The sequence below is a fragment of the Ruegeria sp. CI1 genome, assembly GCF_056536925.1.
In genome coordinates this window covers 216470-241200 of the sequence record NZ_JBQFQP010000002.1, presented here as the reverse complement: position 1 = coordinate 241200, position 24731 = coordinate 216470, and the positions used below count along the sequence as shown (strand labels likewise).

At 63.0% G+C, this 24731-nt stretch carries 24 protein-coding genes, 1 pseudogene and 1 riboswitch; of the genes and pseudogenes, 9 read left to right on the top strand and 16 right to left on the bottom strand.

Annotated elements, in window-relative coordinates:
- The 8 genes from ACR0LZ_RS03135 to ACR0LZ_RS03100 form a co-directional block, all read right to left on the bottom strand.
- Positions 1 to 414 (bottom strand): phage major tail protein, TP901-1 family, encoded by a 414-nt coding sequence (locus tag ACR0LZ_RS03135; protein ID WP_480748315.1) that lies wholly within the window; start codon positions 412 to 414, stop codon positions 1 to 3.
- Positions 415 to 439: 25 nt separating this feature from the next.
- Positions 440 to 853 (bottom strand): DUF3168 domain-containing protein, encoded by a 414-nt coding sequence (locus ACR0LZ_RS03130; protein WP_480748314.1) that lies wholly within the window; start codon positions 851 to 853, stop codon positions 440 to 442.
- On the bottom strand, positions 850 to 1188 hold the full coding sequence (locus ACR0LZ_RS03125) for a head-tail adaptor protein (protein WP_480748313.1): 339 nt from the start codon (positions 1186 to 1188) through the stop codon (positions 850 to 852). The genes ACR0LZ_RS03130 and ACR0LZ_RS03125 overlap by 4 nt, the downstream gene beginning before the upstream one ends.
- Positions 1185 to 1784, bottom strand: a complete 600-nt coding sequence (locus ACR0LZ_RS03120; protein ID WP_480748312.1) for a head-tail connector protein — start codon at positions 1782 to 1784, stop codon at positions 1185 to 1187. The genes ACR0LZ_RS03125 and ACR0LZ_RS03120 overlap by 4 nt, the downstream gene beginning before the upstream one ends.
- Positions 1785 to 1954: 170 nt before the next feature.
- Positions 1955 to 3133: a phage major capsid protein gene (locus ACR0LZ_RS03115; protein ID WP_480748311.1), complete on the bottom strand. Its 1179-nt coding sequence runs from the start codon at positions 3131 to 3133 to the stop codon at positions 1955 to 1957.
- A gap of 34 nt (positions 3134 to 3167) precedes the next feature.
- Complete coding sequence (locus tag ACR0LZ_RS03110) at positions 3168 to 3713, bottom strand: HK97 family phage prohead protease (protein WP_480748310.1); 546 nt, start codon at positions 3711 to 3713, stop codon at positions 3168 to 3170.
- Between the two features lie 26 nt (positions 3714 to 3739).
- Positions 3740 to 3958 carry a GTA head formation protein, RCAP_rcc01685 family gene (locus ACR0LZ_RS03105; protein WP_480748309.1) on the bottom strand — a complete coding sequence of 73 codons (219 nt, stop codon included), beginning with the start codon at positions 3956 to 3958 and terminating at the stop codon, positions 3740 to 3742.
- On the bottom strand, positions 3951 to 5123 hold the full coding sequence (locus ACR0LZ_RS03100) for a phage portal protein (RefSeq protein ID WP_480748308.1): 1173 nt from the start codon (positions 5121 to 5123) through the stop codon (positions 3951 to 3953). Before ACR0LZ_RS03100 ends, ACR0LZ_RS03105 begins: the two co-directional genes overlap by 8 nt.
- Before the next feature lie 208 nt (positions 5124 to 5331).
- Here ACR0LZ_RS03100 and ACR0LZ_RS03095 point away from each other — a divergent pair, with 208 nt between their 5' ends.
- The 9 genes from ACR0LZ_RS03095 to ACR0LZ_RS03055 all read left to right on the top strand — a co-directional run bounded on the left by ACR0LZ_RS03095 (position 5332) and on the right by ACR0LZ_RS03055 (position 14194).
- Positions 5332 to 5625 (top strand): hypothetical protein, encoded by a 294-nt coding sequence (locus ACR0LZ_RS03095; protein ID WP_480748307.1) that lies wholly within the window; start codon positions 5332 to 5334, stop codon positions 5623 to 5625.
- 184 nt (positions 5626 to 5809) lie between these two features.
- Positions 5810 to 7144: an adenylate/guanylate cyclase domain-containing protein gene (locus ACR0LZ_RS03090; RefSeq protein WP_480748306.1), complete on the top strand. Its 1335-nt coding sequence runs from the start codon at positions 5810 to 5812 to the stop codon at positions 7142 to 7144.
- 64 nt (positions 7145 to 7208) lie between these two features.
- Positions 7209 to 7352, top strand: a complete 144-nt coding sequence (locus tag ACR0LZ_RS03085) for a hypothetical protein (RefSeq protein ID WP_480748305.1) — start codon at positions 7209 to 7211, stop codon at positions 7350 to 7352.
- A 78-nt stretch (positions 7353 to 7430) separates the two neighbouring features.
- On the top strand, positions 7431 to 7937 hold the full coding sequence (locus ACR0LZ_RS03080) for an Lrp/AsnC family transcriptional regulator (protein ID WP_480748304.1): 507 nt from the start codon (positions 7431 to 7433) through the stop codon (positions 7935 to 7937).
- A 147-nt stretch (positions 7938 to 8084) separates the two neighbouring features.
- Complete coding sequence (locus ACR0LZ_RS03075; RefSeq protein WP_480748303.1) at positions 8085 to 9227, top strand: glycine cleavage T C-terminal barrel domain-containing protein; 1143 nt, start codon at positions 8085 to 8087, stop codon at positions 9225 to 9227.
- A 24-nt stretch (positions 9228 to 9251) separates the two neighbouring features.
- Complete coding sequence (locus ACR0LZ_RS03070; RefSeq protein WP_480748302.1) at positions 9252 to 9752, top strand: OsmC family protein; 501 nt, start codon at positions 9252 to 9254, stop codon at positions 9750 to 9752.
- Entirely contained in the window at positions 9739 to 10524 is a 786-nt protein-coding gene (locus ACR0LZ_RS03065; RefSeq protein ID WP_480748301.1) for an enoyl-CoA hydratase, read from the top strand. The genes ACR0LZ_RS03070 and ACR0LZ_RS03065 overlap by 14 nt, the downstream gene beginning before the upstream one ends.
- A gap of 4 nt (positions 10525 to 10528) precedes the next feature.
- Positions 10529 to 12163, top strand: coding sequence for an acyl-CoA synthetase (locus ACR0LZ_RS03060; protein WP_480748300.1), 1635 nt, complete (start codon positions 10529 to 10531; stop codon positions 12161 to 12163).
- Between the two features lie 168 nt (positions 12164 to 12331).
- Complete coding sequence (locus ACR0LZ_RS03055; RefSeq protein ID WP_480748299.1) at positions 12332 to 14194, top strand: adenylate/guanylate cyclase domain-containing protein; 1863 nt, start codon at positions 12332 to 12334, stop codon at positions 14192 to 14194.
- A 37-nt stretch (positions 14195 to 14231) separates the two neighbouring features.
- Here the strand turns inward: ACR0LZ_RS03055 and ACR0LZ_RS03050 are convergent, their stop codons facing one another.
- The 8 genes and pseudogenes from ACR0LZ_RS03050 to ACR0LZ_RS03015 form a co-directional block, all read right to left on the bottom strand.
- On the bottom strand, positions 14232 to 15602 hold the full coding sequence (locus ACR0LZ_RS03050; protein WP_480748298.1) for a DNA-packaging protein: 1371 nt from the start codon (positions 15600 to 15602) through the stop codon (positions 14232 to 14234).
- On the bottom strand, positions 15511 to 15855 hold the full coding sequence (locus ACR0LZ_RS03045; protein ID WP_480748297.1) for a hypothetical protein: 345 nt from the start codon (positions 15853 to 15855) through the stop codon (positions 15511 to 15513). Before ACR0LZ_RS03045 ends, ACR0LZ_RS03050 begins: the two co-directional genes overlap by 92 nt.
- A gap of 453 nt (positions 15856 to 16308) precedes the next feature.
- Positions 16309 to 16819 (bottom strand): annotated as a pseudogene (locus ACR0LZ_RS03040) (ABC transporter ATP-binding protein); the annotation flags it as partial.
- The gene (locus tag ACR0LZ_RS03035) at positions 16816 to 17865 is read right to left on the bottom strand and encodes a FecCD family ABC transporter permease (protein WP_480748296.1); all 1050 of its coding nucleotides are present in this window, start codon (positions 17863 to 17865) and stop codon (positions 16816 to 16818) included. The pseudogene ACR0LZ_RS03040 and the gene ACR0LZ_RS03035, both read right to left, overlap by 4 nt.
- Positions 17862 to 18872 (bottom strand): ABC transporter substrate-binding protein, encoded by a 1011-nt coding sequence (locus ACR0LZ_RS03030; RefSeq protein WP_480748295.1) that lies wholly within the window; start codon positions 18870 to 18872, stop codon positions 17862 to 17864. Before ACR0LZ_RS03030 ends, ACR0LZ_RS03035 begins: the two co-directional genes overlap by 4 nt.
- 149 nt (positions 18873 to 19021) lie before the next feature.
- A riboswitch (cobalamin riboswitch) is annotated at positions 19022 to 19214 on the bottom strand.
- 42 nt (positions 19215 to 19256) lie between these two features.
- Positions 19257 to 20993, bottom strand: coding sequence for a Mur ligase family protein (locus tag ACR0LZ_RS03025; protein WP_480748294.1), 1737 nt, complete (start codon positions 20991 to 20993; stop codon positions 19257 to 19259).
- A 9-nt stretch (positions 20994 to 21002) separates the two neighbouring features.
- Entirely contained in the window at positions 21003 to 23807 is a 2805-nt protein-coding gene (gene cphA, locus ACR0LZ_RS03020; protein WP_480748293.1) for a cyanophycin synthetase, read from the bottom strand.
- Positions 23808 to 23830: 23 nt separating this feature from the next.
- Positions 23831 to 24718, bottom strand: a complete 888-nt coding sequence (locus ACR0LZ_RS03015) for a cyanophycinase (protein ID WP_480748292.1) — start codon at positions 24716 to 24718, stop codon at positions 23831 to 23833.
- Positions 24719 to 24731: the final 13 nt, after the last annotated feature.

The following is a 24731-nucleotide window of genomic DNA, read 5'->3' as shown; positions in this document are numbered from 1 at the left end:
TTACAGCGCCGTAAAGGTCAGCGCCCCGGCACTTGCCAGGCTCATCTCGTATGTCGCCTCGCCATTGTGCGAACCCGCATACTCGATCCCGGTCACCTGGAACGGTCCCTCGACAATGCCGAAATCGGGTATGATCACCTGAAAGGCAGGTATCTCGCCGTCAAAGAACAATTGCCGCGCACGCTCGTCCGTGCCGGCATCCCTGAACACGCCCGAGCCCGAGATCGCGGCAGACTTCACCCCCGCTCCCGACAGCAATTCACGCCAGCCACCTTGGCTTTCCAGGCTGGTCACATCCACGCTTTCCGCGTTGAAGCTGATCCGCGTGGCACGCAGCCCCGCAATCGTCTCGAACAGGCCCGTGCCGTTCATGTCCACCTTGACCAACAGGTCTTTTCCGTTCTGGGCACCCATATGCTCTCTCCAAAAGTTTGATTGCTCAGTTGTCTTCCACGCGGGCGCGGAATCTCAGATCGATCTGGCGCATCGCGCCACCCGTTCCGGTGCGCCGGGCCGAGGCCTTTTCGAACCACAGTCCCACCAGCCGCCCCCGGCTCAGGCTCAGCGGCGGCGCCTCAAGCGCATCGCAGATTGCCCCGGCCACAGCCTTGCCCGTTGCAAATCCAGATGCCTCGGACACCACCGAAATCGTCAGGCGGTGCAGCGCTCCCGCGCCGGATTTGTCCGACGCCTCGCGCACCTCTTCCGGTCCCAGCGTCACATAGGTCTCGGGCACCGTCCCCGACGGCACCACGTCGAAGATCGCGCTTCCAACCAATGCCGCAACGCCCACGTCCGCCAGCAGATGCTGATACACCGCCGCCTGCAGCGGGGCTGCCATTCCATAACTCATGCCGCCACCTCCTCATCTACGAAACAATTCAGAAAACGCCCCTGCGCGTCATGTTCGGCCACCGCCCGGATCACGAACAACCGCGCGCCATCGCGGAACCGCTGGTCGGGCGCCGGTCGCATGCTTGACCCCTGCGGCGCGGCCCGCACCACGATGCGGTAGCCGACGCGCGATATCGCGGCCCCACCCACCGGGCGTTCGGCCCCGGTGCGGGCAGTCACCTCGGCCCAGACCGTGCCCTGCGCGATCCAGCGCTCCGTAAACCCGCCCGCGCCATCCGGGCTGCGCAGCGGCGCCTCCAACACCAGCCTTCGGTTCAGATGCGGCAGCCTCATTGCAGCACCCCCGCGCCAAACCGGACCATGCGATAGCGCTGGATCAGGCTGGTGACCCCAAAGGGCATGCACCCGTCACCCAACGCGGTCTCATGGCGGTATTCATAGTAATGCGCCGCCAGCATCAGTATCGCCTGCACCAGATCGGCAGGCAGTTCACCCCAATCCGGGGCCATCCCGGCGGTAAAGGTGATCCGGACCGACCCTCCGGTTGCGACAACGGGCAGATACGCCCCCACCGGGCACAATAGCGGCCTCTGAGTGTCCTGCACCAAACGGTACCGTGCGGCGTCCACCACCGTCTCGACACCCGCCGCATCGATCAGCACCACCGCTTCGACCGATTGCACCGGCGCGGTTGGCAATACTTCGCGGTTCCGATCCCGCCAGCCGGTCAGCGTCCAGGAAAACTGGCGCGCGATCAGCACCTTGCCGGTGCGTGCCTCAATTGCGGCAATGGCCGCACGCAGAAAACCTTTCAGCACCTCGTCCTGCACGTCGCCCTCGGCAAACCCGGTGCCCAGCCGCAGATGCGCCTTGAACTGATCCACCGGCAGCGCCGCATCCGCGATGGCGGTTTCTTCGATCAACATCATCCATTCACTCCGCAATCTCGGACCCCACCGGGGCCTCAGTCAGGAAAATGACGGGCACGCGCCGCCCCACGTTGCTCGGACGGAGGGGAGCAGCTAGACAACGCGAGGGATCTCACCCCGGCCCGCGCCCGCCACCCGAGGCAGGTCACCCCGCCCCGGCTTCGACGCGGTTACGCGGCGCCGAATTTCACCAGCTTGATCGCGGCAAAGTCGCTTACATCGCCGCCGACGCGTTTGGTCGCGTAAAACAGCACATGCGGCTTGGCGCTGAACGGATCGCGCAGCACGCGCAGATCAGGGCGTTCGGCAATGGTGTAGCCTGCCTGAAAATCACCGAAGGCGATCGAAAAGCTGTCAGGGCCCGCATCCGGCATATCCTCGGCGATCAGCACCGGATACCCCATCAGACGCGCAGGTTCGCCCGCGGCCAGACCATCCGACCACAGGAATCGGCCATCGGCATCCTTCAGCTTGCGGATCAGGCCCGCGGTTTTGGAGTTCATCACGAATGTACCATTGACCCGGTATTGCGCACCCAGCGCATAAACCACGTCGACAATCGCATCGGCGTCGACACCGCCCGCGATCCCGGTCGGCACATAACCAATTTTGCCCCAGGCCCAGACGTCATTGTCGACCGCCGGATGGTTCAGGATGCCCGTGGGCTTGTCCGCGCCATCCCCATTGATAAAGGCCGACGCCTCGGCCCGGGCGAACTTGTCGGCAATCCGCCCCGCCAGCCAACCCTCGACATCGAACGCGCTGTCATCCAGCAAACGCTGCGACGCCTTGGGCAGCGCACTCAGTTCGTTCAGCGGGATCGAGATGCGTTCGATCGACGGCGTCCCGGTCTCGGAGGTGACCGCGCTTTCATCGGCCCAACCCGCACCCAGATCGGTATGATCGATCAGCACGTCGAACGAATTCGCCTCGACATTCACCACCGACGCGATCGACCGGATCGAGGCGGTGGATTTCAGTACCGACTTGATGATCTCGGCGGTTTGCGGATCGATCAGATAACCACCATCGCTGTTAACGGCGGTGGACAGAGATTTCGCCTCCATCTCAAGGCCGCGCAGCCCGTCATCGTCGCCCGACCGCACATAGACGTCAAAGGCTTTTTGATGCGGCGCTCCTTCGTCGCCAAAGGCCGCCAAATGCGGGCGCGCCGCCTTGTTTGATTTTCGATCCAGCATGGTCAGTCGCTCTTCTGTCTGTTGCAATCTCGTTTGAACTTCAGCCTTCAGCCCCTTGAATTCACTCACGAAGCCAGCCATCGCCTGCTTCACCTCCTGAACCAGGGGCACACCCTCTCCGGCCAAGGCCGGGGTTTCGGTCTTGCTCATCAGCACTTCCTTTTCTGGGGGTGGTTTTACGGCGCTAGGGTCGCGCCAGCTCCAGCCGGGCATCACGGAACACCTCGGCAATCTCGCGCCAGGTATCCCCGGCCTCGGGGTCCGCTCCCTTGGCGGCAACCCGCGCGCTGGGCAACATCGGAAAGGTCACCAGCGACACCTCCCACAGCTCCAGCTCGGTCAAAAGCCGCTGACCCTTGTCATCTTTCGCGGCCCGCTTGGTTCGATAGCCGATCGACAGGCCGTCGATTGCGCCCGCACGGATCAGTTCCGCTGTCTCGCGTCCCTTCTGTGTGCTCTCCAGCAGCCGCCCCTTGACCCGCAGTCCCTGCGCATCCTCGCGCACCTCGTCCCAGACGCCGATCGGTTGCGCGGGGTCGTGCTGCCACAGCATCTTGACCCGCCGACCCGCCGCCGCCAACGCCGCAAGCGAGGCGCAATAGGCGCCCTTCTGCACCACATCGCCGCCTTGATCCACCTGCCCGAACAAGCTGGCATAGCCCTCGATCACCGCATCTCCGGTCACCGAAAACCCTTCGCCGAACCGCGCGAATTTGTGTTCCAATTCCATGAACACCTCCTCGTAAGCCTCTGATTTCATGGCGCTGCCACCAGAAACGATTGCACCGCCTGCGCCAGGATCACCGCCGCCACGCCGTAAACGGTCAGCCACAGCCGCTTTTCCAGCCGCTCCATCATCTCTTCGATCCGGTCCAGCCTGCGACACAGGTGCTCGTGCTGGATCGCCGCGACCCTTTCATGCGCCGCCAGCCGCAAGCCCGGCGCGCAGTCGAATGGCGAATATCCCTCAGCCATCCGCATCCTCCACCAACAGCGGCAGTCCCAGCAAAGACCGCTTTTCCGCGTCGGTCAGAAAATCGGCGCTGCTCACGCGCGCCCATTGCGCATCGCGCTCGGCGGCCAGTGCGGGCACCTGATCCAGATCGGGCTTCAGCATCAGATCCTCGCCGGTAAAGCCCGACAGCCACTCCGACACCGCCGCCGCCACCCGCGTCACCAGGGGCAGCACGGTCAGGCGGTAAAACGCCCGGTTGGCCTCCTGATAGTTCGAATAGGTCGCGTCGCCCTGTATCCCCAGCAGCATCGGCGGGACCCCAAAGGCCAGCGCGATCTCGCGGGCGGCGGCTTCCTTGGTCTTCTGAAACTCCATGTCCGAGGGGGAAAAGCCCATCGGCTTCCAATCCAGGCCCCCTTCCAGAACCATCGGGCGGCCAGCATTGCGCGCCCCGCGATAGTTCTGCTCGATTTCATCTGAAAGACGGCGGAACTGATCCTCGGCCATCACGCCGTGACCATCGCCCCCTTTCCAGACCAGCGCCCCCGAAGGCCGCGCCGCATTGTCCAGCAGCGATTTCGACCAGCGCGAGGCGCTGTTATGCACATCAATCGCCATCGCCGCCGCCTGCAACGGCGAAAACCCGTAATGATCATCCTGGGGATGAAACGCCTTGATGTGACAGATGACATCTGCCGCGAACCGGTGCGTCTTGCCGCCCACGCTGTAATCATACGCCCTGGGCCACCCATCCGCCCCCGGCACCACGCTCATCCGGTCGGAACGCAGAACGTGCAGCTCAACCGGCAGCCCGTCCTCGGTCTGTACCGCCTCGACATAGGCGTTTCCCGACAACAGCAATTGCCCGAACAAGGCCTCCATCATCTCCGCCCGCCCCTGCGCCGCATTCGGACGCCGCATCAGGGCCAGCATCGGATGTGTCTCGTAACGCTGCGCCTGATCCTGCAGCACCAGCGGCAGCGCCGCCGCCGATTCAGCGATCAGCTTGACCGACCGAAACCCCACCGGATTGCCGGAAAACCCCGTCCGCGTCAGCGAGACGGTGTCGCGCGGGCTCCACGCCACGCGCCCGCCGGTCTGCCACGCCACCACAGGCCCCGCCGCGCTCGCCTTCGCCTCCGGCGCGCGCCCAGCCGATCCACGACGCAAGAAATCGAATACCATCAGTTGATGCTCCTTTCTGCCGCCGCACTGCCCGGCTTGTTGAAAGGAGTTATGACGGAAAGAAGTTTAGGTCTTGGAAAGGGGCGTACGGGGGTCGGGCAACGGGATGGAATTAGCCACCATTACATCCTCTTCCATCATTACCCTTTAGTATTGAACCCAGACCATGCGGCGTCTAGAAACTTTGGAAAAGTTGAAAGGCAGGCCAATGGAAACAACTTTAACGGCTTCAAGTAACCGCAGTGAGTGGGAGATCATTCCAACGAACACGATTGCGGGTGTGATACTCGCAGTCTTTTTCATCTACCTATTCTTTCGGCATATGATGTTTGTTCTTATGTTCATGGATATTATCATCGGATGGTTAAGAAAGTTTCGTTGGTTTCCAAAAGAGGGAAAGCGCCTTAAAACACTCATCCACTGGGCCATCGCACTAGGTTTGTTCCTAGGGTATCTCTTCGTAGCGGGCAATCTCGGCTACCTTGAATTTATTCCAAAGTAATACTCGCAGGCATCAGGATGTATCCACCCGGTCGGGAGAACCCTGCCGTTTGATCCTTCACACCCAGATACATCCTCAAACCAAACATTGACCAAAATCCCCATCACCGCTCATGATGAACATGCATCGGCCTCATCCCGGATCCAATTCGGAAGAGCAACCGGCCTGCGATTGTGGGGGAAACATGACCGTCAACGTCGAAACCAGCTTTACCGAAAGCGAGGGGTTGTCCATCGCCTATCAGGTCTGGGGTAACGGGCCGCGCAACCTCGTGCTGGTGCCGGGAATGATTTCACATCTCGAGGCGTCGCTGGAAAACCCCGGTTATCTGCAATGGATGAACGCCCTCAGCTCCATCGGGCGGCTGGCCACCTTCGACAAGCGCGGCAATGGCATGTCCGACCGCATCCAGGGCACGCCCACGCTGGAAGAGCGCACGATGGATATCGAGGCGGTGATGGATGCCGCCGACATGGCCTCGGCCACTGTCATCGGCTTTTCCGAGGGTGCCGCGCTTGCCTGCGTCTACGCGGCCATGCGCCCCGAGCGGGTCGAACGGCTCGCCCTGTGCGGCGGCTATGCGCAGGGCCGCCTGACCCGCGGCTATCTGGATCAGGAAAGCCTTGAACAGGCGCTGAAGCAATTCCACGAGAACTGGGGAAAGCCCAACAAACCGCATCCCTTTTCCGATTTCGGCCCCGCCAGGGATGACGCCGAAGGTCAGGAAGCCTGGGCGCATTTCCAAAGAATGAGCGCCACCCCCATCACCGTCGCCAACCTGTTCGAACTTGCCGCCCATATCGACATCCGGGAATTGCTGCCCTCCATCTCACAACCCACGCTGGTCATTCACCGCGATACCGAAGAACCCAACGGCCGCGACTGCGCTCAGGATTTCCTGCGCCTGATGCCCGCGACCGAATACCGAACCGTGCCGGGCCACGAACATGTACCGTGGGAAGGCGACGTCGACCGCTATGCCTCGGCAATCGTCGAATTCGTCACCGGCGCAGCACCGGTGACGCTGCAACCCACGCGTACGCTCGCCACCGTCCTGTTCTCCGATCTGGTGGACTCGACCTCGCAACAGGCCAGTATCGGCGACGAAGGCTGGCGCGACCTGATGAACCGCCACGACAGCATCTGCTCGTCGCAGATTGCCCGCCACGGCGGCCATCTGGTGAAGTTCACCGGCGACGGCGTGCTGGCGACGTTCGGCTCTCCCACCAACGCCCTGACCTGCGCCAACTCGGTGCGCGACGCCCTGTCGGCGATCGATCTCAGAACCCGCTTTGGCGCCCATACGGGCGAGATCGTCATTCGCGGCGACGACATCAGCGGTCTGGGCGTGGTCGTGGCCGCAAGGGTGATGGACCGGGCGCAAGGCGGCCAGGTCCTCGCCTCCGATCTCACCCGCCAGCTCATGCTTGGCGCGCCGTTCCGCTTTCAGGACTGCGGCGAACATGAACTGAAAGGCGTCCCCGACAAATGGCGCCTGCACGCGGTCAGCCCCGCCTGAACCGAACGCATTTCGAACCGCCGGGATACCTGTCCCGATTTGATCCGCACAAAACAAAGTGCGCATGGGCGACCTGCTGCAATCGCGCCTGCGCGACCGGATGCTGAAATACCCTGTCATCAACGAAGCCTTGAACACACACGTGTTGTCGGCGTTCGAGCCGATGGCAACCAGCGGACCAGGACCGGCAGAACCATCCGGAAAATGAAACTTCCAAAAGGAATAAGTTGCGCCCGCGAAATTGGTGATAAATATTGCGGCACGATCCAAAGAGGGTTCCGAACAAATGAAAAAGCTTGGCCTGGATGCGACCGATATTCGCATTCTCAGCGCAATTCAGAGCCATGGCCAGCTAAGCAAAACCAAGCTGGCCGAGCTCGTGAACTTGTCCCCGACACCGTGCTGGGACCGTTTGACCAAGCTGAAAGCGGCCGGGTATGTCCGGGGGTACCACGCCGATATCGCGCTTGAGCGCATCGTCGACTACACCCAGGTCATCGTGACCGTCTCGCTGACGCAGCACCGCAAGGCCGATTTCAACCGGTTTGAGGAATGCATCAAGAAACTCGACGAGGTCACGGAATGCGTCGCGACCGGCGGCGGCATGGATTATGTGCTCAAAATCGTCACCCCATCGCTCGCCCGCTTTCAGGACCTGATGGAAACCCTGCTTGCCGAAGAGCTGGGCGTCGGTCGGTACATGACCTATATCGTCACGCGCAAGGTCAAATCCGCACAGCCGAATCTTGCGGAACTGGCGGCCGGCACCGCCCGGCCAAAGGTCACAGACTGAACGGTCTTTCCCACGCCGGATAAAAAGCCTGTTTGGCCTTTCCGGGCCTCGTTTTCAGACCGCAACCGCGCGCCATCCCACGCTAATCACTCGCCCAGTTCAAATCATCCACCGCAGATTGGCCGGTGGTGAAAAAGGGTGAAAGACATGACGCAATCAGACGATTTCGGTTTCGGCACGCAGATCCGGAAATCCCCCTATTTCGACGCAACCGTTCGCTGGGGCGCAAAGGGGTTCTCGGTTTACAACCACATGTATATCCCGCGCGATTTCGGCGACCCGGAACAGAACTTCTGGAACCTCGTCAACGACGCGATCCTCTGTGACGTGGCGGTCGAACGACAGGTCGAAATCACCGGTCCTGATGCCGCGCGCTTCGTGCAGATGCTGACCCCGCGCGATCTGTCGAAAATGGCCGTGGGCCAGTGCAAATACGTGCTGATCACCAACGCCGACGGCGGCATCCTGAACGACCCGATCCTGCTGCGCCTTGCGGAAAACCACTTCTGGATTTCGCTCGCTGACAGCGACATCCTGCTATGGGCGCAGGGCGTGGCGGTGCATTCCGGCCTGGACGTCAGGATTTGCGAACCCGACGTGTCGCCGCTGCAGCTGCAGGGCCCGAAATCGGGCGAGATCATGCGCACGCTCTTTGGCGACACCATCATGGACCTGAAATACTATTGGCTGCGCGAAGTCGAACTCGACGGTATTCCGTTGATCGTATCGCGCACCGGCTGGTCCAGCGAACTGGGCTACGAGCTTTACCTGCGCGACAGCACCTTTGGCGATGCCCTGTGGGAGCGGATCATGGCGGCAGGCATGCCCTTTGGTCTCAAACCCGGGCACACCTCGTCCATCCGCCGGATCGAGGGCGGCATGCTGTCCTATCACGCCGATGCCGACATCCACACCAACCCGTTCGAGCTGGGCTTCGACCGCCTTGTGAACCTCGACATCGAGGCCGAATTCATCGGCAAGGCCGCGCTGCGCCGCTTCAAGGAAACGGGTGTCAGCCGCAAACAGGTGGGGCTGGTCATCGACGGCGCGCCGCTGAAAGGGCCGAACACGACCTTCTGGGCGATCAACGCGGTGGGCGAAAGCATCGGCAAGGTGACCTCGGCCGTCTACTCACCGCGCCTCAAGCAGAACATCGCCCTGGCGATGGTGTCCGTCGATGCCGCGGTGATTGGCACAGAGGTCGAGGTGATCACGACCTCGGGGCCGACTCGCGCCACCATCGTGGATATCCCGTTCTACGACCCCAAGAAATCACTCGCCGCCGCGTAACGGACAGGCCCGGGAGCTCAAAAAATGTCGGACCTTTCGATCCAGCTGCACTGGCACCGCACGACCCCCGAGTTCAAGCCGGGGGCTTATTCCGCAGAACATGTGGTGCAATACAATAACCAGTATGACGTCCAGATGGACGCCGCCCCGGATTGGGGTGGCGATCCCGCCAACACCAACCCTGAACAGGCGCTGGCCTCGGCCCTGTCAAGCTGCCACATGATGACCTTTCTCGCGTTGGCCGCCAAGGCAGGCTGGCCGGTGGCCAGCTATCACGATCACGCCGTTGCGCATCTGGGCAAGAACGCGCGCGGCCAGATGTCGGTGACACACATCGACCTGCATCCGGTGGTGCGGTTCGACACCGGCTTTCAGGTCGGCGACGCGGACATGGAACAGATGCAGGACCGCGCCCATCGCTACTGCTTCATCGCCAACACGCTGGCCGACAGTGTCGAAGTGAACATCCTGCATGCCCCGAATGTCATCCACTTCCGTGACGGAGAGAACGATGTTGCTGCGTGATCTGGACAACCGGGGCATCCTGCGCCTGACGCTGGACGATGGCGCGCGGCGCAATCCTTTGTCCGAGGCAATGCTGCTCGCCCTTGGCACCGCCTTTGCCGAGGCGGGAACCAACCCGGAAGTTCGGGTGATTGTCCTCGCCGCGAACGGGCCCGCCTTCTGCGCCGGTCATGACCTCAGGGAAATGACCGCCGGACGCGCGAATCCGGATCGGGGCCGGGCGTATTTCACCAAAATCATGACGATGTGCTCGGCCACCATGCAGGCGATCGTGAACTGCCCCAAGCCCGTGATTGCCGAGGTCGCGGGTATCGCCACGGCGGCCGGGTGTCAGCTTGTCGCCAGCTGCGATCTGGCCATCGCAGCGGATACCGCGCAATTCAGCACGCCGGGTGTACATATCGGGCTGTTCTGTTCAACACCGATGGTCGCGCTGTCGCGCAACGTTGCCGGCAAGCACGCGATGGAAATGCTGTTGACCGGCGACATGATATCCGCCGCCCGGGCGGTCGAATTCGGGCTGATCAACCGCGTGGTACCCCCCGAGGCGCTGCGGGATGCCACGACAGAGATGGCCGCCAAGATCGCCTCGAAATCCAGCATGACGCTGGCCACCGGCAAACGGGCCTTCTATGCCCAGCGCGAACTGCCCCTGGCAAAGGCATACGACTATGCCACGCAGGTGATGGTCGACAATATGCTCGCCCGTGACGCCGAGGAAGGCATCGGTGCCTTCATCGAGAAACGCAAGCCCCAATGGCAGGACGCCTGAACCGATGGACAAAAACCCCTATAACTCCGGCCTGGACCGCAACCCGGCGAATTACCAGCCCCTGACACCGCTCAGCTTTCTGGAACGCGCCGCAACCGTCTTTCCCGATCATACGGCGATCGTGCACGGCCCCCTGCGCCGCTGCTATGCCGAGTTCTATGCACGGTCGCGCCGGCTGGCCTCTGCCCTGGCCAAGAACGGGATCGGGCGCGGCGATACGGTGTCGGCGCTGCTGTTCAACACGCCAGCGATGCTGGAATGCCATTACGGTGTGCCGATGTGCGGGGCGGTTCTGCATTCGATCAACACAAGGCTGGACGCCGCCATCATCGCCTTCCAGCTTGACCACGCGATGTCAAAGCTGGTGATCGTGGACCGGGAACTGATGCCGCTGATGCAGGAGGCGCTAGCGCTTGCCGCGGTAAAGCCGACGCTGATCCAATATGACGACCCGGAATATGACGGCCCGCGGACCGAATTCGAGGCCGCCGATTACGAGGTGTTCCTGACCCGCGGCAACCCGGATTTCGCATGGCTGATGCCCGAGGACGAATGGGATGCAATCTCGATCAACTACACCTCCGGCACCACAGGCAATCCCAAGGGCGTTGTCTCGCATCACCGGGGCGCATATCTGCTGGCGCAAGGCAACGCGCTGACCTCATCAATGGCAAAACACGCGGTCTATCTGTGGACCTTGCCGATGTTCCACTGCAACGGCTGGTGCTTTCCCTGGACGATGTCAGCGATCATCGGCACCCATGTCTGCCTGCGGCAGGTCCGGGCCGAACCGATCTGGAATGCCCTCGCCGACGAAGGCGTCACCCACCTGTGCGGTGCGCCCATCGTGATGTCGCTGCTGATTTCAGCCCCGGACGACGTCAAACGCGATCTCGACCGGCCCGTGCAGTTCTTCACCGCCGCCGCGCCACCGCCGGAATCGGTTCTGGCAGACATGAAAGAGGCCGGTTTCGACGTCACCCATCTCTACGGGCTGACCGAAACCTACGGACCCGCCGTGGTCAACGACTGGCATCACGACTGGTCCGCCCTGCCTCCGGCGCAGCAGGCCGCACTCAAGGCCCGCCAGGGCGTGCGCTACCTGCCGCTCGAAGGGCTCGACGTTGTCGATCCCGACACCATGCAGCCCGTTCCGCGCGATGGCCGGACCATGGGAGAAGTCATGTTTCGCGGCAACGTCGTGATGAAAGGCTATTTCCGCAACCCCGAAGCGACGCAAGAGGCCTTTGCCGGTGGCTGGTTCCATTCGGGCGATCTGGGTGTGATGCATCCCGATGGCTATATCCAGCTCAAGGACAGATCAAAGGATATCATCATCTCGGGCGGCGAGAACATCTCGTCGATCGAAGTCGAAGAGGCGCTTTATCGTCACCCCGACGTCGCAGTTGCCGCCGTCGTCGCCATGCCGCACGAAAAATGGGGCGAAGTGCCCTGCGCCTTTGTCGAACTGAAGACGAACGCAGCGGTCGAAGAAACAGCGCTGATCGGCTTCTGCCGGCAAAGCCTGGCCGGGTTCAAGGCACCAAAACGGATCGTTTTTCAGGACCTGCCCAGAACATCGACCGGGAAAATCCAGAAATTCACCCTTCGCGAACAGGCGCGCATGTTTACCGCCTGAAAACACCACCGGGCATCCCCGACACCGGGATGCCCGGCGGCCTCAACCAGAACGACCGAACACGTATCCCGGCCTTCGCTCGCACCAGACCGCCGAAAGCGCAAGACCACCACTTTTCATTGTCTGAAAAAGAAAACTTGCTAGTCTTTGACTGAGGAGGTCCAGCCGATGGAACGCCGCCTGAGCGCTATCCTGGCTGCCGATATGGTCGGCTATTCGCGGCTTATGGAAGCCGATGAAATCGGCACACTTGAGCGCCAGAAAGCTCATCGTTCAAACCTCATCGACCCTGCCATCGACAAATTCCGGGGGCGCATCGTCAAGGAAATGGGCGATGGCTTGCTGGTCGAGTTTCCGTCGGTTGTCGATGCCGTCCAATGCGCCGTCGAAATCCAGCGCACCATGCCCCAGCGCGAGCAGGACACCGCACCCGATCGACGGATCGCCTATCGCGTCGGGATCAACCTGGGAGACATCATCGTCGATGGTGACGATATCTACGGCGACGGCGTGAACGTGGCGGCCAGACTGGAACAGCTGGCCGAACCGGGCGGCATCTGCATCTCCGGCACCGCCTACGACCACATGCGCTCTGCCGTCAAGGTCGGCTATGTGTCGATGGGCGAGCTTCAGGTCAAGAATATCGAAAGACCGATCCGGGCGTACAGGGTTCTTACCGATCCCCAAAAGGGCGACGCCACAGGCAATCCCCCCAAAAGGCTCCAACCAAGCCGCACAATGGCAATTGCAGCAATTGTCCTTCTTCTTGTTTTCGGGATGGCCGGGTGGTGGACCTTCAATCAGTCCGCCCCCCAGGCGGGCAGCGAAAACCGACCACCGCTGGCACTCCCCGATAAACCATCAATCGCCATCTTGCCCTTTGCAAATCTATCAGGTGACGCAGAACAGGAATACTTTGCCGAGGGCTTCACCGAAGACCTGACCAGCAACCTTGCCCAGTCGAAAGACCTGTTCGTCATCTCCCGCAATTCGACATCTGCCTACAAGACGCGCCCTGCGAATATCCGCGACATAGCCGCCGATCTTGGTGTCCGCTACGTTCTCGAAGGGTCGATCCGCCGCATCGACGACAAGATCCGGATCACGGCTCAGCTCATAGATGCCTCCAGGGATACGCATGTCTGGGCAAAACAATATGATGAACCCGTCTCCGGTATATTCGACGTTCAGGACGACCTCACCCGCGAAATCGCGGGCAGCCTTCTGGTCAACATGCGCAAGGCAGACCTCGACCGGACGCGCCAAAAGCGGCCAAGCGACCTGACCGCCTACGACTACGTGCTGCGCGCCCGCGCGCTCTGGGACACCCCCGGCAAGGAAGCCAAGCTCGAAGCGCGCGAACTGGCGGAAAAAGCCATCGCGCTGGACCCGAACTATGCACCCGCCTATGCCGTTCTCGGCGACACCTACAACAGCGCGTATATTCTTCAATGGGAAGGACCCGAAGCGCTCGACAAGGCCTATGACCTGGCGCGCAAGGCGGTAGAGCTGGACCCGAGATCGTCGCAATCCTACGAATTGCTCGGTCGCGTATTCCTGCGTCAGAACAAGCACAACGAGGCCATCCTGTCGCTGCAAAAGGCGATTGACCTCAATCCCAACCGATCCTTTCACTACGCAGCCCTGGCCGACGTTCTGACATTCGCCAACCGGCCGGAAGAAGCCATTGACCTTATGCAAACGGCGATCCGGCTGGATCCGTTCTATCCCGCCCGGGACAACATGTATCTCGGTCGGGCCTACTATTTCAGCAAGCGGTACGAAGAGGCGATGGTCGAACTGAGAACCTGCGTTATCCGCACGCCCCGGTATCGTCCCTGTTACATGTATCTGGCGCCGACCTACGCCCAGATGGACCTGCCGGACGACGCCGCGAACACCGTGGACGAGCTGATGCGGATTGCACCAAATTTCTCGATCTCCAAATCGGTTCGTGGCCACCTCCCGTTCGTGGAACCGGCGATGAACTTCTACATCGACGGGCTGCGCAAGGCAGGTGTTCCCGACTAGCGCCAATGCGCCTCCACGGAACTCCTACCCCTTCCCCTCACAAGACCCGCAGCCGGGGGCGCCGATACTGCGCCGCAGGTGCCACCAGCAACTCGTGCAATGCCCAGACCAGCGCATCAACCCGGTCGGGCGAACCCTGCCCTTCAAACCCGCGCGTGGTCAACTGGCACATCTGCTCCTCCAAAGCGTCCAGCCCGGCCACATGGGACACCCGCCCCTGCTCGTAGAGCGCCGCCACCGGCTCCGCCCGCGCCACCTTCCCGCGTGACGCCCGCACCGCCCGGAACGGCACCAGCGGGTCGACCTGCCGCACGACCTCTTCCACCAGCTGCCCGCCCTGATTGACCTCTGCCACCAGCCTCTCGGCCCCGAACTCGTCCATCGCGGCTATCGCCGCCCGCGCCCAGCCCGCCGGACCAACGCCCTGCACCGTCCGGTCAGCCAGCACAAAGGCGCGCCAGTCCTCGGGCGCCCCCTGCAGCCGTGCACCGACCACCACGATCCCGCAGGCATCCGCATCCACCCCGCCACTCACCGCCGGGTCCAGCGCCACAACAATCCGATCCAGATCCGGCACACGCTCCACTCGCGCCGCCTCCAGCATCGATCCGGTCCACAGCGCGCCCTCGGCATCGGCCAGCAGCACCCCGTCCAGCTCCTGCCGCCCCAGCCGCGTCCCCGCATAGCGCGCCCGCACTTCTTCCAGAAACGATGCTGCCAGGTTGGCCCGGTTCGCCTCGGTCGGCGCATGGGTCACCACCGTGGACGGTGCCGCCAGCAAATCCTTCAAAACCTTCACGTTCCGCGGCGTCGTGGTCACACAGGCCTGGGGCTGATCCCCCAGCCGCAACGCAAATTGCAACATGTCCCAGGTCTCGCTCGGCTTCGGCCACTTGGCCAGCTCGTCCACCCAGGCGGCATCGAACTGCGGCCCCCGCAAACTGTCCGGATCATGCGCCGAAAATACCTGCGCCTCGGCCCCGTTGGGCCAGACCAGCTTGCGCTCCGACGCTTTCCAAGCGGGCCGACGATCCGGCGGTGAACACTGCAAGATCCCGCTATCGCCGAAAATCATCACTTCGCGCACCTGATCCCGGGTCTCGCCCACCAGCGCCACACGCCGCGCCACGCCCTTGTCCAGCGGCTTGGCCCCCTCGACCATCGAGCGAACCCACTCGGCCCCGGCCCGCGTCTTGCCCGCGCCGCGCCCGCCCATGATGACCCATGTGCGCCAATCCCCCTCGGGCGGCAACTGATGCGGCATCGCCCAGAACTCGAACAGGAAAGGGAGGGCACACAGCCCTCCCTCCCCGATCTCACTCAGAAACCTCTCCCGCACCGCAGCATCGGCGGAGGCGAGCCAGCCTGCACCCGATCTCAGATCGGGCCTGCTCAAGGTCGAGCGCATAGCCCCCCTGGGCAATTCCTTGTTGTCTGTGATGGTGTTCGACAAAACTCGTCTCCACTTTCTGACAGTTCCGGATCAGGCCGTCGACCTGACCAAGCTGCTTGGCTGTGCCAGCAAGATCTGCTTCCTCCCCGGTGACGATCTGCTTGCGCAGGTCTTCCGCCGCTTGCCGCAGACCGCGAATGGACGTTTCGAGCGACTGCAACAAATCAGCCGTCCGGGCGATCCTCTCTTCCGGGGTAATCATCGTCATATGTGCGTCTGACCTCATGCGTGAGTTGTTCCGCACGAGAGAAACGAAAAACGGCCACCGGATCAGATCCGGAGGCCGCCGCCCACTTCTTCTAGCATGACACAACCTATACGAGAGAAAGGTCGCAGAGTCAAGAGTTTTCGCAACAGCTGCAACGGGTTGCGTACGACGCGGGTTAAGGAAACACTAACGGCAGCCCCGGTCACGGCAAATGATAGGACAGGAACCTCTCCGTCCCCTCGCCATTGTGGCTCCATCTCGCCCGCACCCCGAAAACCTCGGAAACCGTCTCCAGGGACAGCGCTTCGGCGGGCGCGCCAAAGGCGACCAGCCGCCCCCCGGACAGTACCGCCACCCTGTCACAGGTCATCGCCTGGTTCAGATCGTGCAGCGCCATCACTGTCGTCACTTTAAGCGCGCGGACACAGCTCAGGATCGACAGCTGGTGGTGAATGTCCAGATGGTTGGTCGGCTCATCCAGCAGCAGCAGCCCCGGCTGCTGCGCCAGCGCGCGGGCAATATGCAGCCGCTGGCGCTCTCCACCCGACAGGGTTGCCCACTCCCTGTGCGCCATCCCGGCCATGTCCACGGTCCGCAGCGCCTTGTCGACCTGCCACGTGTCTTCCGCCTGCCAAGGCCGCAGCGCCGACAACCACGGCGTGCGGCCCAGCTCCACCACCGACCGCGCACTCACCCGCTCGGTCGTGTCGGCCTGTTGCTCGACAATGGCGACACGCCGGGCGATCTGCCGCCGCCCAAGCGCCGACAGGGGATCACCGGCCAACTCGACCTGCCCCGAACTCGGGCGCACCAATCCCGCCAGCAGGCGCATCAGGGTCGACTTGCCCGACCCGTTGGGACCGACCAGCGCCAGCGTCTCACCGGGGTCCACGTCAAAGGACACACCTGACAACAGGCGCTTGCCGCGCACGGCGTAACTCAGGTCTCGGGCCTCGATCCTCATCGCGCGCTCCTTTGTCCGCGCACCAGAATGACGGCAAAGGCTGGCGCACCTATCAACGCAGTCACCACCCCGATGGGCAGGACCTGACCGGGGATGATGATGCGCGACACGATATCCGCTCCAATCAGGAACACGGCACCGATCAGGGCGGCGGTCGGGATCAGGCGGCGATGCCCCGGCCCCACCAGAAATCGCGCGGCATGCGGGATCACCAGCCCGACAAAGCCGATGGACCCCACGATCGATACCATGACCGCCGTCGTCAGCGCGGTGGCAAGGATCAGCACCGCCTGAACCCGCCGGACGGGTATGCCCAGTGACGCCGCGGAATCCGAACCAAAGGTAAAGGCATCCAGCGCGCGGGCGTGAAAACGGCAGATCAGCCAGCCGGCAAAAGCCACAGGTATCGCAAGATACACATCCGGCCAGCGCACCCCGCTCAGGTTGCCCATCAGCCAGAACATGATTCCGCGCGCCTGATCGGCATTTGCGGATTTGGCGATGATGAAGGCCGTCATCGCGTTGAACAGCTGCGATCCCGCAATCCCCGCCAGAACGATCTGCGCCGTTGCCGCCCGTCCGCCACCCGCACCCGCCGCACGGGCCAGGATGGCAACGAACCCAAAAGCCAGCAGCGCACCGTTGAACGCGCCAAAGGACAGCGACAACGCGCCGCCGCCCAATCCGGCGATGGTCACCGCCACCGCCCCGGTCGAGGCCCCGGCAGAGATGCCCAGAATATACGGATCGGCCAGCGCGTTGCGCAGCAGCGCCTGCAGCACCACACCCGCCACGGCCAGTCCCGCGCCGCAGGCCGCGGCGACCAGCGCCCGTGGCAACCGGTAACTCCACACGATCCCCTGATCGATCGGATCGACGGCCAGACCCGCCCCGGCCAGCTTGTTGGCCAGCACTGAAAACACGAGCTCGGGCGCAAGCGCGGTTTCCCCGATCATCGCGCCCGCCAGAACCGCCGCAACCAGCACCGGCACGGCAAGGCACACGGCCCCCAGTACGTGCCGGGCGATTGCGGCGATCTCGCTCACTGGCTGTTACCGCCGCTGCTCAACTCCTCGGCCAGATCCTCCAGCGCCGGAATTGCGCGTATGGTGGCGTCCATGGCCTGCGCGTCCATGATGACGATGCGGTCGTTCCTGACCGCATCCATCCGGCTGGCCACCGGGTCGTTGCGCAGAAACTCCAGCTTTTTCTCATAGTCATCGGCGGCAAAGCGGCGACGGTCCATCTTGGCGATCACGATGACAGTCGGATTGGCCTTGGCAATGGTTTCCCAGCCCACCGTCGGCCATTCCTCATCCGTTTCGATGACGTTGCGGATGCCCAGCGCGTTCATCATATATCCCGGCGCGCCTTTCTGCCCGGCCACGAACGGATCGCTTTCCATCTCCGGGGACGAGAACCAGAACACGGCGGACACGTCGTCAAGTTCCACCGCCTTCGCCCTGGCAATGGCTGCGGCCTCGCGCGCCCTGTAGTCCGCCACCAGTTCCGCACCCTTCTCGGACGCCCCAAAGACAGCGGCCAGTTCCTCGATCCCCTGATACAGCGTATCGGTCGAGAACATCTCGATCCGCGTCCCGTCACTGCCGACCGAGTTGTCCTTGCCGACGCAATCGGCAGGCATCACATAGGTCGGAATGCCCAGTTCGTGAAACTGTTCTCGCGTGGCAACGATGCCTTCGGGGCCGACATGCCATTCATATTGCGCCGCCACCAGACCGGGCCGCCTGGCAACCACGCTTTCAAAGCTGGGGTCGTTGTCGGCCAGACGCTCCACCTTGGCGTTCACCTCGGCAAATTCAGGCAGAACCTCGTTGAACCAGACCGAGGTTCCCAGAACCTGCTCGCCCAGCCCCAGCGCATAAAGCACCTCGGTCGCGGCCTGACCGACCGTGACCGCCGACGCCACTGGCGCCTCGAACGTCACCGAATGGCCGCAGTTTTCGATGGTCAGCGGAAAATCTTCGCTGGCGGCCACACTTGCCGCCGACAGAGACAGGGAAAGGCCCACAAGGCCGGTACGCAAAACCATGATGATCGATCTCCATATGTCAATGACCGGAGAACGGGTGAAAGGGCATTGACCAAAGCGACAGTCGCATTTCGCCTTCTGTCGGTGCAGGGCGGCGCACGGCCCCCGGCAGGATCCTTTGGCAACCTCCCCGGACAACCCCGTCCGGTGTGTTTCGGTTTTTACCGGCAGGTCTCCTGACTGACGGGTCGTCGCCTGTCCTGTCTTCCCAGACCTGAAAGGCCCAGTGACACGAACGGACAGCGCTCGCCGCCTACAGTTGCGGGGGCAGTTCCGGTTGATGCCGCGCGGCACCTCGGATTCCCTCTTAGCCCTTTCGGGACCGGTACCGCGCGCTTAGTGCAATCCTTACGGTGCGGCAAGAAAATTCTGCGCGCGCCCGGGCTAGCTCTGCAAAAGGTTCAGCACCGCATCGCGCTCTGACAGAACCAGCAACAGCGCCAGATCACCGGGCTCGACCCGATCCAGGATCATCCTGCTGGCCTCGACCGGCGAGGCCGCGCGCAGAACCTGATCCTCCCGCAGCCCGCATTCCGTGGCGGTCTGCCGGATCAGTGCCGGAATCTCGCCCAGCTCACGCCCCCGCAGATACCCTTCCAACTCGGCAGCGACCACCACATCCGGTTGAAACCCCAGCGCCGTTCTGGTGACCTCCCGGATATCCTGGTCCGACCGATCGCCCGCATGGCTCAGCACGATGAAGCGCCGCTTTGCCGACAGCCCGCCCAGCGCCTCGCACACGGCCGCAATCGAATGTGGATTGTGGGCAAAATCGACAAACACCCGCGCGCCGTTAAAGGCGAACTCGTTGCACCGGCCCGGATTGTCACGGGCATCGGGCCTGAACCCGGCCAGCCCGGCGCGAATGGCCTCAACCGGGATCTCCATCGCACGCGCAAGGCACAGCGCCGCCATCGCGTTCAGGATGTTATAGCGCGCCGCACCCCCCATGGTCAGCGGCACATCGCGAACCGATTGAATGACCTGCTCGGCCTGCCCATCGAAGAACACGATCTCTTCTCCACGCAGGAACGAACAGCACTCTCCCCGCTCGCGGGCGCGGCGGATCAGATCGTTTTCCGGGTCCAGCGAGAACCACCAGATCACACCCGGCGTGGTTTCCGCCTCGTCCCGCACAAAGGGATCATCCGCGTTCAGGACCAGAACACCGCCCTTCTTCAGGGCGCGGCGCACGGCAAACTTCGCCTGCGCCAGTTCCGGCACCGTGTTGACGCCGTACTGGCCCAGATGATCGTTGGCCACATTCGTCACCACCGCGGCCGAGGCCGCGCGGGTCGGCAGCCCCCGGCGCAGGATGCCGCCGCGCGCCACCTCAAGACAGGCGATCTCAAGCCGACGGTCCCGCAACAGCATCCGTGCACCGCCCGGCCCGGAATAGTCGCCCCGGTCCAGGATATCGTCCCCCACCCGCACGAACTCGGTCGAGGTCAGCCCCGCCACCCGGCCCGACGCACGGGCAATCGCCTCCAGCAGACGGGTCGTCGTGGTCTTGCCGTTGGTGCCGGTGATGAAAGCGACGGGAATGTTGTGCAACGCGCCCCAATCCACCGCGTCGGGCGAGGGCAACGCATCCCAGGCCCATGTCCGGCTGCCCGCGCCGTGACCCAGCGAGATCTCGTCATCGTCGCACAGGATATCGACGCCGTGCTTCTCCGCCGCCTTGATCAGCGCGATCAGGGCCGGGTTGGCCTCACGCTCCATGACGCCCCTGAGGTCGGCAACCATCGCCTCGAAATTTCCCGAGGCCGCCCCCGTCAACTCCGCCGCGCAGAAATGCCAGGCGGTCTGGGCCGCAAAAACCGCCGAATACAGCTGATCCATCGGCGCGGAAATCGCCAGGTTCACGCCGCCGGTGAACGCCCGCCACGCCAGCGCCTCATCCTGCCAGCCCAGCGCATCCAGCACGCGGCGCGCATGCACCTGCCACAAGCCGGTGACACGCTGCGCCAGATCACCGTCGAAAAACACATCGACAACCGCCCCCGGACTGTCCCACATCAGGCCCGGCCCGGTCAGTCGGCGCGCGTCATCCACACGAAACAGATCGCTTTGCGCGCAGGTGATGGTCAGCGCGGTTTCAAGCGCCTCTATCCTGTCCATGTCGCCCCCTCAGTCGGAGTCCTCACCAACATCCCGCGGCAGCCGCACGCCGCGTTCATCCCGGATCAGCGCCTGATCGCTGTCAAACAGCTCCTCGAACGCGCCGGGAACGGGGGCAGGCGCCGCCGCACTCGCCTCGGCAGACTCGGCATCCTCATCCGAATTGAAATAGATGATCTGCTTCCAGCACCGCGCCGTGTCATCACCAAAGATCACCAGCACGTCGCCTGGTGCCGCCATGTCCAGCGCCGCGTTGATCGCCTCGACCTCGTCGGGAATGACGCTGATCGCCTCCTCGGCAACTCCGCCCGACATCAGGCCCGATTTCAGCATCTGCGGGATTTCGTCATGGCCGCGCCCGCGGCGGTTGTCATCGGCCTTGCAGATGAAATGATCGAAATGCCCCGCCAGCGCCTTCGCCGCGTCCGCCACGTCCTGATCACGCCGGTCACCGGGCATCGAGACGACGCACAGCCGCCTGCCCTTGACATCCATCCGGTCGGACATCGCGCTCATCGCCGCCAGCGCCGCCGGGTTGTGCGCATAGTCCAGGATCACCTTGAAGGGATGCTCGTCAAACACGTTCATCCGCCCCGGTGCCTGGAAATAGCTGGTGTCGAAGGTGCGCAACCCGTGCCGAATATTGTCCAGATCGACCCCGAAACTATAGGCCATGGCTGCCGCGAACATGGCGTTCTGCACGTTGAAGATCGCCTTGCCCTCAAGTGCTGCCGGAATCAGATGCGACCACAGGATCGGGATATGCAGCCCGTTGTCATAGATGGTCAACATGTCGCCATTCATGCCCTGTTCCAGCACGATGGCCTTGCCGCCCGCCTGAATATGCTCCTTCACCAGGCTGTGGCCCGGATTGGTCGTCACGTAAAAAATGGTCTTGGCCGGCGCATAATCGGCCATTTTCAGACAGTTGATGTCATCGGCATTCAGCACCGCCGTGTCGGTGGCGCTTTCCACCACCACGCGCTTGACCACCGCCAACTGCTCGACCGTGTCGATGCCGCCCAGCCCCAGATGGTCGGCCGAAACGTTGAGACACGCCGCCACATTCGAGCGCTGATAGCCCAAACCCGACCGGACAAGCCCGCCGCGCGCTGTCTCCATCACCGCGAAATCCACCATCGGATCGCGCAGCACGATCTGCGCCGATTTCGGCCCCGTCATGTCACCCTTGACGCTCAGCTTGCCATCCACATAAACGCCGTCCGTCGAAGTCATCCCGACAATCTTGCCGCTGGCCTTCATGATATGGGCCAGCATCCGCGACGTCGTGGTCTTGCCGTTGGTTCCGGTGATCGCGGCAATCGGGATGCGGGTCTGCTGGCTGGCCGGGAACAGCATGTCGATCACCCGTCCCGCAACGTCGCGCGGCTGGCCCTCGGACGGGGCCACGTGCATGCGGAAACCGGGCGCCGCGTTCACCTCGACGATCGCGCCGCCGATCTTCTTGTAGGATTTGGTGATATCGTCGATCAGGAAATCGACGCCGCCCACATCCAGCCCCACCGCCATGATCGCGCGCTCGGCCATGTCGCGATTGTCGGGATGCACCACATCCGTCAGGTCGATGGCGGTGCCGCCGGTCGACAGATTCGCCGTCGAGCGCAGATAGAAAATCTCGCCCTCGGGCAGCACCGTTTCTTCGGTCACGCCCGCATTCTCCATCAGGCGCCTGGCCTGAGTGTCGATCTCCAGCATGGTCAGCACCTTCTCGTGCCCGATGCCCCGGCGCGGGTCCAGGTTCACGATGTCGACCAGCTCGGCAATCGTGTGCTTGCCGTCGCCCACCACATGGCCCGGCACCCGCTTGGCCACCGCAACCAGCTTGTTGTTGACCACCAGCATCCGGTGATCGAACCCGGTGATGAAGCTTTCGACCAGAATGGCGCGGCTGCGCGAATGCTCCTTGGCCTCGGCAAAGGCGGTCTCGACCTCGGATTCCGAATTCAGGTTGATCGACACGCCGCGCCCGTGATTGGCATCCAGCGGCTTGACCACCACCGGAAACCCGATCCGCGCCGCCGCCTTGGCCGCCTCGCGCGCGGCATAGACCATGCGCTGTTGCGGCACCGGCAGGCCCAGATCGTTCAGCAGGTTGTGGGTGTCTTCCTTGTCACAGGAAATCTCCACCGCGATATGCTTGGTTTCCGAGGTGATGGTGGCCTGAATGCGTTTCTGGAACTTGCCATGCCCGAACTGCACCAGCGAGCCTTCGTTCAGGCGGATCCAGGGAATGTCGCGCTCCTCCGCCGCCCTGACCAATGATCCGGTCGAGGGGCCGAATTCCTTGCGCTGCGCCCGCAGGACAAAGCTGCGCAACTCGTCGTCCCAATCGAACTCGGGATCGAAATCGTACTCCAGCTGCTCTTTCAGCTCCTGCGGCAGCAGATGCATCAACAACCGCATCGCCAGCTTTCCGGCGGCCAGCCCCACGTCGCGCTGGCGGTATTCATAGACCATGTTGTACTGGCCCGGCTGACCGGTGCCGCGAGTCCGGCCAAAGGTCACGTCCGAGCCCGCCACGTTCTGCACCTCGATGGCGCAATGCTCCAGCACATGGCCCAGCCAGGTGCCCTCATCCTCGCGCAGGCGGCGGATGAACCCGCCGGGTTCGCGATAGGAACAGCCGTGCTCGGCCAGGCCGGGCAGCGCCGCAATCAGGGCGTCGATAAACGCAGGCCCGATACGGGCCGATGGCCACTCTTCCAATATTCCCAGATCAATGACATGCCGAATGACCGGAAAACTCGCCCAGACATTCGGGCCCACAAAGACATTGGTCGAGATGATTTTCATGAGGCTCCCCGTTTATCAGATTTTTATTCCCCCCCGGCGGCGGCCTTATCCCCGGACACTTCCGGCAGGGTGCAGAACGCCAGATGCTCATCCGGCGGAAACGCCTGACGAGCCGTCAGGTCATAACGGCACCCTTCGCCCAGAACGTCAAGCCGAAGTCCAAGCAGGCTCAGCGCCTCCCCGGCGCGCGCATCCCACATTGACGAATGGGTGAGATGGCTGGCATCGACCACCGTGACCGATCCGCTGCCCACCACTTCCAGCACGTTGTCGGGTCCGATGAAGGCCGCCGTGTCCTCGTCAATACCCAATCCGATCAGAAAAGGGTTGAAGGATGAGGCGGTTAGCAACCGCCCCAGCCGGTTGCGCTGGGTGAAATGCTGATCGATGATGACGGCGTTGGTCAGCCCCATTCCCGGCGCCAGCGTGATATTGCCCTGCGCGGGGGCCGCGTTGCTACTGCCTCCGGCGACCATGTGTTCCGACATGATGGATGCCCCCGCCGAGGTGCCCGCAACAGGCACCCCCGCCGCATTCCGCCGCCGGATCTTCTGCGCCACCAGCGTGCCGCCCAGAATCGCCGACAGCCGCAACTGGTTGCCGCCGGTCATGAAAATCCCGGTCGCCCGGTCCAGCATCCCGGCAAAATCCGGGTTGTCGCAATCGGCCCGGCGCGAGATCGGCAGGAACTCGACCTTGCCCGCGCCAAGCTCGGAAAAGATGCGGTTGTAATCCGGCCCCGTCTCTTCCAGCATCGAGGCGGTGGGGATCACCACGATATCCGCCTTCGGTCCACCCGACATCTCCACGAACCTGCGGTGGATCTGCATTTCCTTCACGCGGTCTTCGCCGCCACCGATGGGGATGATGAACCCGCGCGGGGTGTCTGCAGCAACGGGTGCTGGGCACATGTCGAAAAAACCT

Bases quoted from the DNA above. Each gene is read 5' to 3' on its own strand.
- ACR0LZ_RS03095 (WP_480748307.1), top strand. From the start codon at position 5,332: ATGGAAACAACTTTAACGGCTTCAAGTAACCGCAGTGAGTGGGAGATC.
- ACR0LZ_RS03055 (WP_480748299.1), top strand. From the start codon at position 12,332: ATGGAACGCCGCCTGAGCGCTATCCTGGCTGCCGATATGGTCGGCTAT.
- ACR0LZ_RS03015 (WP_480748292.1), bottom strand. From the start codon at position 24,718: ATGTGCCCAGCACCCGTTGCTGCAGACACCCCGCGCGGGTTCATCATC.
- ACR0LZ_RS03045 (WP_480748297.1), bottom strand. From the start codon at position 15,855: ATGACGATGATTACCCCGGAAGAGAGGATCGCCCGGACGGCTGATTTG.
- ACR0LZ_RS03085 (WP_480748305.1), top strand. From the start codon at position 7,209: ATGGGCGACCTGCTGCAATCGCGCCTGCGCGACCGGATGCTGAAATAC.
- ACR0LZ_RS03050 (WP_480748298.1), bottom strand. From the start codon at position 15,602: ATGCGCTCGACCTTGAGCAGGCCCGATCTGAGATCGGGTGCAGGCTGG.
- ACR0LZ_RS03090 (WP_480748306.1), top strand. From the start codon at position 5,810: ATGACCGTCAACGTCGAAACCAGCTTTACCGAAAGCGAGGGGTTGTCC.
- ACR0LZ_RS03080 (WP_480748304.1), top strand. From the start codon at position 7,431: ATGAAAAAGCTTGGCCTGGATGCGACCGATATTCGCATTCTCAGCGCA.
- ACR0LZ_RS03105 (WP_480748309.1), bottom strand. From the start codon at position 3,958: ATGGCTGAGGGATATTCGCCATTCGACTGCGCGCCGGGCTTGCGGCTG.
- ACR0LZ_RS03135 (WP_480748315.1), bottom strand. From the start codon at position 414: ATGGGTGCCCAGAACGGAAAAGACCTGTTGGTCAAGGTGGACATGAAC.
- ACR0LZ_RS03125 (WP_480748313.1), bottom strand. From the start codon at position 1,188: ATGAGGCTGCCGCATCTGAACCGAAGGCTGGTGTTGGAGGCGCCGCTG.
- ACR0LZ_RS03110 (WP_480748310.1), bottom strand. From the start codon at position 3,713: ATGGAATTGGAACACAAATTCGCGCGGTTCGGCGAAGGGTTTTCGGTG.
- ACR0LZ_RS03075 (WP_480748303.1), top strand. From the start codon at position 8,085: ATGACGCAATCAGACGATTTCGGTTTCGGCACGCAGATCCGGAAATCC.
- ACR0LZ_RS03115 (WP_480748311.1), bottom strand. From the start codon at position 3,133: ATGAGCAAGACCGAAACCCCGGCCTTGGCCGGAGAGGGTGTGCCCCTG.
- cphA (WP_480748293.1), bottom strand. From the start codon at position 23,807: ATGAAAATCATCTCGACCAATGTCTTTGTGGGCCCGAATGTCTGGGCG.
- ACR0LZ_RS03025 (WP_480748294.1), bottom strand. From the start codon at position 20,993: ATGGACAGGATAGAGGCGCTTGAAACCGCGCTGACCATCACCTGCGCG.
- ACR0LZ_RS03070 (WP_480748302.1), top strand. From the start codon at position 9,252: ATGTCGGACCTTTCGATCCAGCTGCACTGGCACCGCACGACCCCCGAG.
- ACR0LZ_RS03120 (WP_480748312.1), bottom strand. From the start codon at position 1,784: ATGATGTTGATCGAAGAAACCGCCATCGCGGATGCGGCGCTGCCGGTG.
- ACR0LZ_RS03030 (WP_480748295.1), bottom strand. From the start codon at position 18,872: ATGGTTTTGCGTACCGGCCTTGTGGGCCTTTCCCTGTCTCTGTCGGCG.
- ACR0LZ_RS03100 (WP_480748308.1), bottom strand. From the start codon at position 5,123: ATGGTATTCGATTTCTTGCGTCGTGGATCGGCTGGGCGCGCGCCGGAG.
- ACR0LZ_RS03060 (WP_480748300.1), top strand. From the start codon at position 10,529: ATGGACAAAAACCCCTATAACTCCGGCCTGGACCGCAACCCGGCGAAT.
- ACR0LZ_RS03065 (WP_480748301.1), top strand. From the start codon at position 9,739: ATGTTGCTGCGTGATCTGGACAACCGGGGCATCCTGCGCCTGACGCTG.
- ACR0LZ_RS03130 (WP_480748314.1), bottom strand. From the start codon at position 853: ATGAGTTATGGAATGGCAGCCCCGCTGCAGGCGGCGGTGTATCAGCAT.